This is a genomic window from Agrobacterium tumefaciens, from assembly GCA_025560025.1.
GTDB lineage: Bacteria > Pseudomonadota > Alphaproteobacteria > Rhizobiales > Rhizobiaceae > Agrobacterium.
In genome coordinates, this window is record CP048485.1 from 1,683,806 (window position 1) to 1,696,833 (window position 13,028).

16 protein-coding genes are annotated in these 13,028 nt (G+C 59.2%); 7 read left to right on the forward strand and 9 right to left on the reverse strand.

The genetic code is table 11. The annotated features are described in order from the left end of the window. Positions 1-60 precede the first annotated feature (60 nt). Positions 61-816 (reverse strand): pyridoxine 5'-phosphate synthase, encoded by a 756-nt coding sequence (locus FY152_08335; protein UXS32093.1) that lies wholly within the window; start codon positions 814-816, stop codon positions 61-63. A 231-nt stretch (positions 817-1,047) separates the two neighbouring features. On the opposite strand from FY152_08335, the gene FY152_08340 reads away from it, so the two are divergent. Beyond that, entirely contained in the window at positions 1,048-1,743 is a 696-nt protein-coding gene (locus FY152_08340; protein ID UXS32094.1) for a MerR family transcriptional regulator, read from the forward strand. Positions 1,744-1,749: 6 nt separating this feature from the next. Here the strand turns inward: FY152_08340 and FY152_08345 are convergent, their stop codons facing one another. Then, positions 1,750-2,877, reverse strand: a complete 1,128-nt coding sequence (locus FY152_08345; protein UXS32095.1) for an AAA family ATPase — start codon at positions 2,875-2,877, stop codon at positions 1,750-1,752. A gap of 124 nt (positions 2,878-3,001) precedes the next feature. Here FY152_08345 and FY152_08350 point away from each other — a divergent pair, with 124 nt between their 5' ends. Both FY152_08350 and FY152_08355 read left to right on the forward strand, forming a co-directional pair. Then, positions 3,002-4,288: an SDR family oxidoreductase gene (locus tag FY152_08350; GenBank protein ID UXS32096.1), complete on the forward strand. Its 1,287-nt coding sequence runs from the start codon at positions 3,002-3,004 to the stop codon at positions 4,286-4,288. Then, complete coding sequence (locus FY152_08355; protein ID UXS32097.1) at positions 4,288-4,770, forward strand: DUF2269 domain-containing protein; 483 nt, start codon at positions 4,288-4,290, stop codon at positions 4,768-4,770. Before FY152_08350 ends, FY152_08355 begins: the two co-directional genes overlap by 1 nt. 6 nt (positions 4,771-4,776) lie before the next feature. Here the strand turns inward: FY152_08355 and FY152_08360 are convergent, their stop codons facing one another. Continuing rightward, a complete protein-coding gene (locus FY152_08360; GenBank protein UXS32098.1) occupies positions 4,777-5,259 on the reverse strand; it encodes an SRPBCC family protein in 483 nt (160 codons plus the stop codon). Further along, the gene (locus tag FY152_08365; GenBank protein UXS32099.1) at positions 5,256-5,615 is read right to left on the reverse strand and encodes a helix-turn-helix transcriptional regulator; all 360 of its coding nucleotides are present in this window, start codon (positions 5,613-5,615) and stop codon (positions 5,256-5,258) included. The genes FY152_08360 and FY152_08365 overlap by 4 nt, the downstream gene beginning before the upstream one ends. 94 nt (positions 5,616-5,709) lie before the next feature. Between FY152_08365 and FY152_08370 the strand changes: the two genes are divergently transcribed. From FY152_08370 to FY152_08380, 3 genes are read left to right on the forward strand one after another with little or no spacing between them, the layout of a single operon-like run. After that, positions 5,710-6,138, forward strand: coding sequence for a hypothetical protein (locus FY152_08370; protein ID UXS32100.1), 429 nt, complete (start codon positions 5,710-5,712; stop codon positions 6,136-6,138). After that, positions 6,122-6,679, forward strand: coding sequence for an RNA polymerase sigma factor (locus FY152_08375; GenBank protein ID UXS32101.1), 558 nt, complete (start codon positions 6,122-6,124; stop codon positions 6,677-6,679). Before FY152_08370 ends, FY152_08375 begins: the two co-directional genes overlap by 17 nt. After that, positions 6,676-7,464, forward strand: coding sequence for an anti-sigma factor (locus FY152_08380; GenBank protein UXS32102.1), 789 nt, complete (start codon positions 6,676-6,678; stop codon positions 7,462-7,464). The genes FY152_08375 and FY152_08380 overlap by 4 nt, the downstream gene beginning before the upstream one ends. A 2-nt stretch (positions 7,465-7,466) precedes the next feature. On the opposite strand, the gene FY152_08385 is transcribed toward FY152_08380, so the two are convergent. Then, a complete protein-coding gene (locus FY152_08385; GenBank protein ID UXS32103.1) occupies positions 7,467-8,060 on the reverse strand; it encodes a LysE family translocator in 594 nt (197 codons plus the stop codon). A 163-nt stretch (positions 8,061-8,223) separates the two neighbouring features. On the opposite strand from FY152_08385, the gene FY152_08390 reads away from it, so the two are divergent. Continuing rightward, positions 8,224-9,069 (forward strand): aldo/keto reductase, encoded by an 846-nt coding sequence (locus FY152_08390; protein ID UXS32104.1) that lies wholly within the window; start codon positions 8,224-8,226, stop codon positions 9,067-9,069. Between the two features lie 177 nt (positions 9,070-9,246). Here the strand turns inward: FY152_08390 and FY152_08395 are convergent, their stop codons facing one another. The 4 genes from FY152_08395 to FY152_08410 all read right to left on the reverse strand — a co-directional run bounded on the left by FY152_08395 (position 9,247) and on the right by FY152_08410 (position 12,656). Then, positions 9,247-9,777, reverse strand: a complete 531-nt coding sequence (locus FY152_08395) for an SRPBCC family protein (protein ID UXS32105.1) — start codon at positions 9,775-9,777, stop codon at positions 9,247-9,249. Next, on the reverse strand, positions 9,770-10,138 hold the full coding sequence (locus FY152_08400; GenBank protein UXS32106.1) for a helix-turn-helix transcriptional regulator: 369 nt from the start codon (positions 10,136-10,138) through the stop codon (positions 9,770-9,772). The genes FY152_08395 and FY152_08400 overlap by 8 nt, the downstream gene beginning before the upstream one ends. A gap of 132 nt (positions 10,139-10,270) precedes the next feature. Continuing rightward, positions 10,271-10,843 carry an acetolactate synthase small subunit gene (gene ilvN / locus FY152_08405; GenBank protein ID UXS32107.1) on the reverse strand — a complete coding sequence of 191 codons (573 nt, stop codon included), beginning with the start codon at positions 10,841-10,843 and terminating at the stop codon, positions 10,271-10,273. 19 nt (positions 10,844-10,862) lie between these two features. Then, a complete protein-coding gene (locus FY152_08410) occupies positions 10,863-12,656 on the reverse strand; it encodes an acetolactate synthase 3 large subunit (protein UXS32108.1) in 1,794 nt (597 codons plus the stop codon). Positions 12,657-13,028 lie beyond the last annotated feature (372 nt).

Genomic DNA, 13,028 nt, shown 5'->3' on the forward strand with positions numbered 1-13,028 from the left:
TTCATAAGCTCGCGCACGGAGCATGCGCCGGCAAACTATAGGCAAAAAAATTGACTTTGGTTATGAAATAGCCTGACCGCAGGCCTGACAAAAACGCCGGACTGTTTCAGCCATGCCATATTCAAGCGCATCCGCCGTCAGCCCGTGACCGATGGAAACCTCAGCCAGATAAGGGATACGTTTCATCAGACTGGGCAGGTTTGCGACGGTGAGGTCATGGCCGGCATTGACGGCAAGCCCGAGCGCTCTGGCATGATCCGCCGTCTGTCCGAGCTTTTCGAGAAGCGCCTCACCCTTTTGCGGATCGTCAAAACAGCCGCCATAGGGGCCGGTGTAAAGTTCGATACGCGCCGCGCCCGTTTCCGCCGCCAGTTCCACCGGCTCGCGCTCCCCATCGCCATCAGCAAAAAGCGAGACGCGCATGCCGCCAGCCTTCAGGCGTCCCACAACGTCTCTCAGAAAAACGCCGTGCTTGCGGAAATCCCAGCCGTGGTCGGAGGTCGCCTGCGACGGATCGTCGGGCACCAGCGTCACCTGTTCCGGCTGCGTCTTTTCGCAAAGAACGAGAAAGTCCTCGGTCGGATACCCCTCAATGTTGAATTCCGCGCCGGGGAAGCTGTCATCGATCAGCGCGCGCAGGACGGGCAGGTCCGAAAAGCGGATATGGCGCTGGTCGGGACGAGGGTGTACAGTGAGCCCGCTTGCACCCGCAGCGAGTGCCAAATGCCCGAAATGCGCGACATCCGGCCATGGAAGATCGCGACGGTTGCGCAGCATGGCAATTGCGTTCAGATTGACGGAAAGTTTCGCGGGCATGACATCGGGCTCCGGTTCGGAATTGACATCCTGTTTCACGCAGGTTGACGCCAACCGCAAGGAGGCCGATAAAATTTTTTGGAATACGGGAACGAAAACACACAATACACGTTACGGTTCTTATGTAGCGTTTGGCATGATGTCTTGATCAGAGGGGTCGTCGCAGGGGAACACGCGATCGGCGCCAGTTAAAAAACGGGCACACTGTCAAAGAGCGCAAAGGGGGAGACGATGCAGGATGGCCGTATGCCGTTTGAACACGGCGACGAGGACAAACCCAATTCAAGAAACAGCGGTTTCCTTCCGGATATAAGTCTGCCCTCCTCCCTGCCCGCGGAACCAGTCCCCATCGCCGACATGGCCAATATCTTCGGAGTAACGCACCGGACCCTGCATTTTTATGAGGAGAAGGCGCTGCTGACGTCGAAGCGCATTGGCCAGATGCGGGTCTATACCCACCGCAACGTCAAGCGCATGGCGGTCATCAATGTCTGTCGCGAAGTGGGCATTTCCGTCGCCGCCATTACCGAGATCATGGAAAAACTTGTCCGCTCGCTCTCGCAGGAAGAGGCGGACGACATCTTCCACGCGGCGCTGAGGCAGCGAAAGAGGGAATTGACGGCCGAGCTTTCCACCCTTCAACGTCAGGCGCAGCAGATCGAGGAACTGCTCGTCACCGACAGCGATGCGGACGGACTGGATGCCGGGGAACGGGCGCCAACCAGGGACATCGCGCTGACCGACGCCGAGCGGAAATGCCTGGAGCTGATGGCGGAGGGTTATGCGCCGGTGCGGCTCGCCCGTGCCCTTGGTATTTCAGGCAGCGACCTCAATGTGCTGGAAGCGAAAATCATCGGCAAGTTCAATGCCAGCAACCGCTTTCAGGCGGTCGCCAAGGCGGTCCTGCTCGGCGTCATCCGCGCTTAGTCAAGATCAGCGAACGATTGTCAGTGTCTCTGCTGCACGGGTAATGGCGGTGTAAAGCCACCTTTCGCGCGAATCCCGGAAGGCATAACTCTCATCGAAGAGAACCACATTGTTCCATTGCGAACCCTGCGCTTTGTGCACTGTGAGCGCATAGCCGAAATCGAACTCGTCATAACGCTTGCGCGTGGACCACGGAATTTCCGTCTCCACATCCTCGAACGCGGCCTTCAGCAATTTGATCTTGGCAGCACCGCGATCCATATCGTCGTCTTCGGGCCGGATCATGAGATTGATGCCGGGCTTCACCGTCTCACGCGAAGAACTCATGACCTGCCAGAGCGAACCGTTCAGCAGGCCCTTGGCCGGATCGTTCCTCAGGCAAACCAGCTTGTCGCCGGATTGCGGATAATCGGCCGTAAAGCCCTTCAGCTCGCGAAGCCGCTGGTTATAACGGCGGCGGGTGCGATTGGTGCCGACAAGCACCTGGTCGGCATCGAGCACCAGCGACTGCGTCACCTCGGATTTGGAGATCACCTGTGCTGCGCCGTAATCGCCACGCATGATCTCGCGGCCCTCCCGCACATCCATGGCAAGATGGATGATGGGATTGTCCTTGGCCTGACGATGGATTTCCGACAGCAGATAATCGGGCTCCTGCTCGGTGAAGAAGCCACCACCCGAAACCGGCGGCAGCTGGCCGGGATCGCCAAGCACGAGGATCGGCGTGCCGAAACTCATCAGATCCTTGCCGAGCTGCTCGTCCACCATGGAACATTCGTCGATGATGATGAGTGCCGCCTTGGCAAGCGGGCTCTGGCGGTTGATGGAGAACATCGGCGCGATGGATGTCTTGCCGGTTTCCTCATCTTCCACCGTTTCTTCACCGCGCGGGCGATAGATTAGCGAATGAATGGTGCGGGCGTTGGTGGCGCCGCGTGAGCGCAACACCTGCGCCGCCTTGCCGGTGAAGGCCGCAAACAGCACTTCACCATCGACATTTTCCGCGAAATGTTTGGCAAGCGTCGTCTTGCCGGTTCCGGCATAACCGAACAGCCGGAAAACCGGCGTCCGGCCTTCCTTCAGCCAGCGGGAAACAGCCTTCAGCGCTTCGTCCTGTTGCGGTGAAAATAACATGCGCCCTCATCGCAGGATTCGAGCACCATGCGCAACAGAAAAAGAACGAAAGATGAATCGCCGCGTGAGAATGCGGCAATAAAACACGGCTGGTTTTTAAGCCGTGGTCGCTATCATCCCTCGTATGAAGATATTGATTCTCGGCGCAACAGGTTTCATCGGTTCGGAGGTTCTTAAAAGCCTGCACCTCCACGGGCATGCCGTGACGGGGCTGGCGCGTTCGGTCACCCGCGCCCGCGACAAATGGCCTTTCGCCAACTGGGTCTCAGCCGATCTTTCCAAGATGACTCACGCGACAGACTGGTCATCGCTCGTCCATGACCATGACGCCATTGTCAATTGTGCGGGCGCTCTGCAGGACGGCCTGTCGGATAACCTTGCCGCGACGCAGGAAAAGGCGATGCTGGCGCTTTATGAAGAAGCGGCACAGACGGGCGGCAGACGGATAATCCAGATATCGGCCCGCACGGCGGGGGCCGCATCCGGCCTGCCCTTCCTCGCCACCAAACGCCGCGCCGATGAGGCGCTCGCCGCAAGCGGTCTGCCTCACGTCATTCTGCGCCCCGCACTGGTGGTTGGGCGAAACGCGCACGGCGGCACGGCACTTGTGCGCGCACTTGCAGGCTTTCCCTTCGTGGTGCCGCTCGTCAATGGACAAATCGCCGTCCGGACGGTCGCGGTGGAGGATGTGGCAGCCGTGGTATGTGCGGCGATCGACGGCGAAATCCCGGCGGACAGCGATCTCGAACTCGCCGCGAAGGAAACGCTGACATTGCAGGACGTGGTCGCCAGACACCGGCAATGGCTGGGCCTGCCCCGTGCTCCGATCATAAATCTTCCCGCCGCCTTAATGCGCCCCGTCGGCCTTGTGGCGGATGCCGCAGGCAAACTCGGCTGGCGGTCGCCGCTGCGTTCGACCGCCATGACGGTCATGTCGGAAGGCGTCGTGACGGAGAATGAAGCAGGAGCGGCGATGGCCTCACTCAAGACCCTGGAACAGACGCTGGCCGCTCACCCTTCCGGCGTGCAGGACCTGTGGTTTGCCAGATTATATCTGCTGAACCCCCTGATCGTTCTCTGCCTGTCTCTATTCTGGCTGCTATCCGGCCTCATGCCGCTGCTGAATATCACTGGAGCAGCGGCGCATTTCCTGCCCTTTATGCCGCACACGTCGGCTGTCATTCTAACGCTCGCCACCTGCCTCATCGATATAGCTCTCGGCATCGCCGTCCTGCTGCGGCCTCTCGCCAGAAAGGCGCTTGTCGCCATGCTGCTGGTCAGCGCCGCTTATCTGGCCGGCGGCAGCCTGCTGGAACCGACCCTTTGGCTCGACCCGCTCGGTCCTCTGGTCAAGGTTCTGCCTTCCGTCGCCCTGACGCTCGTTGCCCTCGCCACCTTGGATGAACGCTGATGACACTTGAGGAACTGCTGCGGCTTGCCCATGTCATCGGCGCGACGGTGCTGTTCGGCACCGGCGCGGGCATTGCCTTTTTCATGGTGATGGCACGGCGGACGGCCAGCCCGGCGCTGATCGCCCATGTCTCAGGCACCGTCGTCATCGCCGACACGGTCTTTACCGCCACCGCCGCGATCATCCAACCGGTCACCGGATATTTTCTCGCGCGCATCATCGGCTGGCCGCTGACCGAGGGCTGGATCGCCCTTTCGCTAGGCCTTTATGTCTTCACCGGCATTTTCTGGCTGCCGGTGGTGTGGATACAGATCAGGCTGCGCGATATCGCCCGCGACTGCGCCGCCAACGGACAGGCCCTGCCGGCGCAATGGTTCCGCCTTTACCGCATCTGGTTCGCCTGCGGTTTTCCCGCCTTTTTCGCGGTTCTCGGCATCATCTGGCTCATGCTCAACAAGCCGGACATTCCCCTGTTCGGCTGATGCGGCTCAATTGACCGCCTGTCGTTCGACAAGCTGCGCCAGCTGCTCCGCAACCGTGTTCCAGCCGTCGAAGAAACCCATCTCGGCATGCCTGTCGCGATCTTCAGGATTTCTGTGCATGGCATAGGCCACATATTCCATGCCGTCAGGGTGGTCGCGAAATGTCATGACGGCGGTAAGAAACGGGCGGGCGGATGGACGAAAGCCTTCGGTCAGCGCATCGGTGAAGACCAGACGCTCCTCATGATCCACCGCGAGAAAACATCCGCTTATGTGATCGCCGAATGCCTTGCCGTCCTCACTGTAGCGCGTCTCGAACGCGCCGCCGGGGTAAAGCTCCATTTTCTCGACGCGGCATTGGCCGGGATGCGGCACCCACCATTGTTCAAGGCTGGTCTTGTCGACCCACGCGTTCCAGACGAGCCGGCGCGGCGCCCTGATGATGCGTGAAATCTTCAGGTCGAGATCGGGATTGAAACTCTCGGTCATTGGTCATTCTCCCCTTTGCTGGACAGCCTGTCCTGTTGCGCAATGACGAATTGTTCGAGCCTGTCGGTGCGGCCTTCCCAGATGGCGCGTTGTTGCGACAACCAGCCATCGAGCATCGAAAATCGCTGCTTTTCCAGTGAGCAGAACCGCACCCGCCCCTGCTTGCGCGTCACGATCAGCCCGGCCTCTTCCAGCTGGCGGATATGTTTCATGAACGACGGCAAGGCCATGGCGAAGGGTTCCGCAAGCGTGCCGATGCTCGCATCGCCACCCCCCAGCCGCAAAAGAACGGCCCGGCGGGTCGGATCGGCAAGAGACTGGAAGATATCGTTGAGCGCTTCTGAATAGTTTTCCATAAGGCTAACTATCACGACAAAACACTTAGCTCAATGGATAAGTTTAAAAATCGCAAAAATCGCGATGCAATGGGGAATAAACCGGTATCCTGCGGTGTCTCTTGATGTGCTGGCGGCAGAGGCCGCCCGAACCAAGGAGGATATGTCCATGAAGATCCGCTTTATCGTTCCCGCCCTCGTTCTGGCATTTGCCGGAACGGCCTATGCGGCCCCTGCGGTCGAAACGGTCAAGACCGAAAAAGGCAATGTTCTTGCCGGCGAAAAAGGCATGACGCTCTACACTTTCAAGAACGACAAGAAGGGCGTATCCAATTGCTATGACAAATGCGCGGTGAACTGGCCGCCGTTTTTCGCAGCCACAGGCGACAAGGCCGAGGGGGCCTATTCGATCGTGACGCGCAAGGACGGCAAGATGCAATGGGCAAAGGACGGCATGCCGCTCTATTACTGGGTCAAGGACACGAAAAAAGGCGACGCCACCGGCGACGGTATGAACGGTGTATGGGATGCCGCAAAACCCTGATGGCATGAATGACGAAAAGCGGGGGAGCCTCTCCCCCGCAGCCGGCAGCTTCGAAACGGAGATGCTGGCGCTGATACCCATGCTGCGGCGTTATTCCCGCAGCCTTTCCCGTTCCGACGCAGATGGCGAAGACCTTCTGCAGGATTGCGTGGAAAAGGCGCTGACGAACAGGCGGCAATGGCGCGGAACGGCCCTGAAATCATGGGCTTACACGATAATGACGAATCTTTATCGCAACCGCCACCGCGCCGAGAAACGTCACCCGTCCGAGAGCCTCGACGGCCATGAGAGCATCGCCATTGCCGACACCCTCGGCGATACGCTGGAGAATGACCGGCTGCACGGCGCTCTGGCGCTTCTTTCACCCGAAATGCGCGCCGTGCTGATGCTGGTGACGGTGGAAGGTTACAGCTATCAGGAGGCGGCCGAGACGTTGTCGATCCCGGTCGGAACCGTCATGTCCAGACTGTCCCGCGCCCGCGAAACCCTTCGCCAGCATCTGGCGGCGGATAATATCATTCCCCTGCGGAGACCAAGATGAAAAGGCTAGAGGCCATAACCGAAGACGATCTGCACGCCTATGTCGACGGACTGTTGTCCGACGATGACCGCGCGGCTGTCGAGGCCTGGCTGACCGAGAGGCCGGAAGAGCAGAGCCGCGTGGAGGACTGGAAAAAACAGGCCGAAACCCTGCGACAGACATTCGCCGCCTATGCCGCTTCGCATCCGCACGACATGTCGATGCTTGCTGCCAAGAAAACCAGGCCCGCATGGCGGCTGAAACCGCTTCTCCTGCGAACGGCCGCCGCCTTGCTGATCTTCACCGCAGGTGCCGTGGCCGGCAGGCTTTTGCCGCAGTCCTTCTCCACACCGCAGGACGTGGTGCTGGCAGCGCTGCCGACGGATATTCCCGCACAGGCAAAATCCGCCTATCTCATCTATGCGAGCGAGGTGCGCCATCCCGTCGAGGTCGGAGCCGGAGAGCAGCAGCACCTTGCGACATGGCTCGGCAAGCGGCTCGGTTATCCCTTCGCCATCCCTGATCTTTCCAAACTCGGATACGACCTGGTTGGCGGGCGTCTCATTCCCGTCAGCGGCAAGCCCGGCGCGATGCTGATGTATCAGGACAAGACCGGCCGCCGGGTGACGGTTCTGATCGGCCATAATGAGGAAAACCGTACCACCAGCTTCCGCATGGCCAGCGCCGATGGCATCGAGACCTTCTACTGGATCGACAACGAACTCGGTTACGCCGTGTCAGCCGAACTGACACGCGACGAGGTGCAGGCAATCGCAGAGGAATGTTACCGTCAGTTTCCGGCTTAAACCTATTTCAGCATCGGCCAGAGGCTGATGACGAGAAGGACCGCCATGGTGATGTTGAACCATTTGAGCCGCACGGGAACGGACAGCCAGTCGCGCAGCGCCGAGCCGAAGCCCGCCCAGCTTGAAACACTGGGCAGATTGACGGCGGCGAAAACCACACCGACGATCAGAACGGTGACAAAATATTGTCCCTCATCCGTATAGGTCGCCATGGCGGTCACGGCCATTACCCACGCCTTGGGATTGACCCACTGAAAGGCGGCAGCGGCGGTAAAGCTCATCGGCACCGAGGCCGCCGTCCCCTCGTTCAGGCTGCGGGATGTGCCGATCTTCCAGGCGATCCAGACAAGATAAAGCCCGCCTGCAAATTTCAGCCCGGTATAAAGCAGGGGCACGGAATGCAGCAGCGCGCCAAGCCCAAATCCGACGCCAATCAGCAGCGACAGGAAACCGGCTCCGATGCCCAGCATATGGGGAATGGTGCGGCGGAAACCGAAATTCACGCCGGAGGCAAAAAGCATCATGTTGTTCGGGCCGGGCGTGATGGAGGTGGTGAACGCAAACAGCACCAGCGCGATGAAGGTTTCGGGATTCATGATTTCTCCTGTGAAAAGACCCTATCCACTAGCCCACCATCAAACCAGCCCGATCATCCGATCGGCGAAGTCAAATTTTTTGATGGATCGATCATTCCCATGCCGGGTTTGAGAAGTCGGAACAAAGGACTATTGTCCCATCAACAAGCGCTGGAGCAAACCGATGTATGACGACATTCCTTCCGTCACCCTGCCATCCGGAAAAGAGGTTCCAGCCCTTGGCCTCGGCACCTGGAACATGGGCGATAGCCGATCATCCGCGACCCGGGAGGTTGAGAGCATTCGCAAGGCGATCGATCTCGGCATGACACTGATCGACACAGCTGAAATGTATGCGGACGGCCGATCTGAAGAGGTGGTGGGCAAGGCAATCTCCGGCCGCCGCGACGAGGTGTTTCTGGTCAGCAAGGTCTATCCCTGGAACGCCAGCGCCCGAGGCACAGTGGAGGCCTGCGAAAACAGCCTCGCAAGGCTCGGCACTGACCATCTCGATCTTTATCTGCTGCACTGGCGCGGCGAACATCCGCTGGCAGAAACGGTTGCGGCTTTCGAGAGGCTGAAAAAAGACGGCAAGATCGGCAACTGGGGTGTCTCGAATTTCGATACCGATGACATGGAGGAGCTTTTCGCTGTCCCCGACGGCAAAAATTGCGCCGCCAATCAGGTTCTTTACAACCTGTCCCGACGCGGGCCGGAATTTTTGCTTCTGCCCTGGTGCCAGCAACATGGCGTGCCTCTGATGGCCTATTCCCCCATCGAGCAGGGCCGCATCCTCAACAACCACGAACTCATCCGCATCGCCAAGGCCTATCAGGCAACCCCGGCACAGCTGGCACTGGCCTTTCTGCTGGAAAGGGACGGCGTCATCGCCATCCCGAAATCCGCCAGCGTCTCCCGCGTCGAGGAGAACCGTGGCGCCACCGACCTTGAAATAACCGAAGAGGACTGGGCCGCGCTGGACGCCGCCTTCCCGCCGCCGACGCGCAGGATACCGCTGGAAATGCTGTGATCTAACAGGGCATTGAGAGGTTTTTCGGAATCAGGCAATCAAGCCTTTGAATCGAAATGTGAGCGTTTGGGGGGTACTTTGGCCACCGGGGCAATCGCGCCCATTGGCTACCCGCTGTAACCGCCAGCGACGGCGCGGCCAACCGCGCCGCCATGCCTTGGGACAAACCGTAATTTATTACGGTATGCGCTGCTCATATTCCTCTTTCAGCCCCAGCCAGCTATCCCAGAAGGGTTTGGGCTCCTTTTCCTGAAGACGGGCGGCGAGAATATCGAGATGCGCGTGCCAGCCAGCGCTGACATTGAGCTTGGTCGTCCGGTCCACCAGCCTGCGATGGACCAGTGTCAGAAGCACATCCTTGCCCAGAGCCTGAAGCTCGATCGACACCTCTCCGCCCTCGCCCCAGCTGAAGACGAGGCGATGTGGCGGAATGACGGTGATGATGCGCGAGGCCATCCTGTTCTCTTCGGAAAACCCTTCCGGGCGGTGGCCAGGCGGATCGGAAAGCTCGTCGTTGCGCCAGACCAGTTCGAAAGGCGCATCAGGCGCAAGCCGCATTTCCCCCGATGCCAGCCAGCGGCGGCGAAGCTCGCTTTGTGTCAGATAGGCCCATACCCGGTCGATCGGCCCCGGCAGGAGCCGTTCTATCTTCAGGGTAGCCGGCTCGACGAGACGGCCATAGGCGTCAGGCATTGCAATATCAGCCATTGTCATTTCCTCCATCTGCAGGGGATTTTCCCTGATCTTCCTCCCTGAGCATCTGCTCAAGAATATCGAGGCGGCTGTTCCAGAACTGCCGGTAGAAATCCAGCCATTCATGCGCGTCTGCCAAAGGTTCCGGCGCAAGGCGGCAAACATGTGTGCGCCCCCTCACCTCACGGCGGATTAGCCCAGCATTTTCCAGCGCCTTGATGTGTTTCGAGGCCGCCGCAAGCGATATGTCGAACGGCTCAGCCAACTGGCTTACCGTTCGCTCCCCACGGGAAAGATCGCGCAGCATCGTGCGCCGCGTCGCATCGCCAAGCGCATGAAAGACAGTATCGAGATGTGGAACAGATAATTCAACCATGTTGTTGAATATAGGCCATCAGCACGGAAAGTCAACCATATGGTTGAATATAAATTGATCCGAGCGAAGCCCATAAAAAAACCCGCGGCGAACCGCGGGCTGATATTCCAGCATTTGCTCCGAAAACGGAAATTACATCCCCTGCGAGCCACGGTTCATCGCGGCAATACCCGTGCGGCAGATCTCGATCAGGCCGAGCGGCTTGATGATGGCGACGAACTGGTCGATCTTCGACGACTTGCCGGTGATCTCGAAGATGAAATGCTCAACGGTCGCATCCACCACCTTGGCCTGAAACGCATCGGCAAGGCGCAGCGCTTCGGCGCGAACTTCACCTGTGCCAGCCACCTTGATGAGCGCCACTTCGCGCTCGATCGGCCGTTCCTGCCCGAGTTCACGGGCGCGAACGGTGAGATCGAGAACGCGATGCACCGGAACGATGCGTTCCAGCTGCGCCTTGATCTGCTCGAGCACGATCGGCGTGCCGCGCGTGACGATGGTGATGCGCGACAGATGCGCCTCATGTTCCGTTTCCGAAACGGTCAGGCTTTCAATGTTGTAGCCACGGCCGGAAAACAGGCCGATGACCCGGGCAAGCACGCCCGGCTCGTTGCTGACGAGAACCGACAGCGTGTGATTTTCGACGGCAGCCGTTTCCTTCTGGATGAAATAGGCGGAGCCGGTGGGTTGTAGGTGTGCGTTCATGTCCTTTTCCTCTCCCGGCTCAGACTAGCTGACGGCCCTTGGCGTCGATGGCGTTGGCAACAGCTTCATCCGTCGCCTCATCCGGCAACAGCATCTCGTTGTGAGCCTTACCAGACGGGATCATCGGGAAGCAATTGGCAAGATTGGCAACACGGCAATCGAAGATGACCGGCCGGTTGACCGCGATCATTTCTGCAATCTTGTCGTCCAGCTCCTTCGGATCGTCGCAATACATGCCGACCGCGCCATAGGCTTCCGCCAGCTTGACGAAATCAGGCATGGCTTCGGTATAGGAGTTGGACAGGCGGTTGCCGTGCAGCAATTGCTGCCACTGCCGCACCATGCCCATATACTGGTTGTTGAGGATGAAAATCTTCACCGGCAGACCATACTGGATGGCGCAGGACATTTCCTGGATGCACATCTGGATCGAGGCATCGCCGGCAATGTCGATAACCAGTGCTTCCGGATGCGCAACCTGGACGCCGATGGCCGCCGGCAGGCCGTAACCCATGGTGCCAAGACCGCCCGAGGTCATCCAGTGGTTCGGCTCCTCGAAGCCGAAGAACTGCGCCGCCCACATCTGGTGCTGGCCGACTTCGGTGGTGATGTAGGTGTCGCGTCCCTTCGACGCCTCATAAAGCCGCTGCAGGGCATATTGCGGCATGATGACATCATTGGAGTTCTTGTAAGCGAAGGAATTGCGGGCGCGCCAGCGCTCGATCTGCGCCCACCAGTCGGCTGTCTGCGATTTTTCCGGCTTCTTCGGCAAGGCGCGCCACAGGCGGACCATATCCTCCAGAACGTGGCCGACATCGCCGATGACAGGCACGTCAACGCGAACCGTCTTGTTGATCGACGACGGATCGATGTCGATGTGGATTTTCTTGGAATTCGGCGAAAACGCGTTGATGCGACCGGTAATTCGGTCATCGAAACGCGCACCGATGCAGACCATGACGTCGCAATCATGCATCGTCATGTTGGCCTCGTAGGAGCCATGCATGCCCAGCATGCCGAGCCAGTTCTTGCCGGAAGCCGGATAGGCGCCGAGACCCATCAGTGTCGAGGTGATCGGGAAACCCGTCAGCTCAACCAGCTCACGCAGCAGCCGGGTCGCTTCCGGGCCGGAATTGATGACGCCGCCGCCGGTATAGAAGATCGGCTTCTTTGCCTTCGACATCAGTTCGATGGCCGCGTGAATGGCATTGAGATCGCCCTGGACCTTCGGCTTGTAGCTCTTCTGCTGAATGGCGGCGGAAGGCGGTGTGTAGGTGCCGGTGGCGAACTGGATGTCCTTCGGAATATCGACAACGACGGGACCGGGACGGCCCGTCTGCGCGATGCGGAAGGCCTCATGGATGATGCCTGCCAGCTCGTTGACGTCCTTGACCAGCCAGTTGTGCTTGGTGCAGGGGCGCGTGATGCCAACAGTGTCGCATTCCTGAAATGCATCCGAGCCGATCAGCGATGTCGGAACCTGGCCGGACAGGCAGACGAGCGGAATGGAATCCATCAGCGCATCCTGCAGCGGGGTCACCGCATTGGTGGCGCCGGGACCGGACGTGACGAGCATGACGCCGACCTTGCCGGTGGAGCGGGCATAACCTTCGGCCGCATGGCCGGCGCCCTGCTCATGGCGCACGAGAATGTGCTGAATGTCTTCCTGCTGGAAAATCTCGTCGTAGATCGGAAGTACGGCGCCGCCGGGATAACCGAAGATATGCTCGACGCCATTGTCCTTCAGCGCCTGCAGAACGATCTCCGCACCTGTCATGCGATTGCTGTTTTCCGTATTGTCCTTATCCGTCATTGCCTGTTTCCATCCCGCTTTGGCTTTGGATATCGAGGAGCCCGAGGGCCTGTTTGAAGACATAAAAAAAGGCCCCTTAAGGAGCCTCGTTCAGCGCATGGGTGCTTTCGCCGGATGGTTACACCATCCTGCCCATGCGCCGTCCCACCACGATAAGTACGTTAAGATTTTTCATGGGCCGGAGTGTTAGCCAGAAATGCGCCAGCCGTCAACGCATATTGCAGGAAAAAATCGGAGTCGCCTTCTTTTATTGCCGGAAAGGGCGCTTCCACGAAATTTTCGAACACAGCTGATACACCGGTTGTTAAGTATAATCGTTTAATATTGAAAACGCAGATGCTGCCCGAACCACCGCGATCATCCGCATGTACC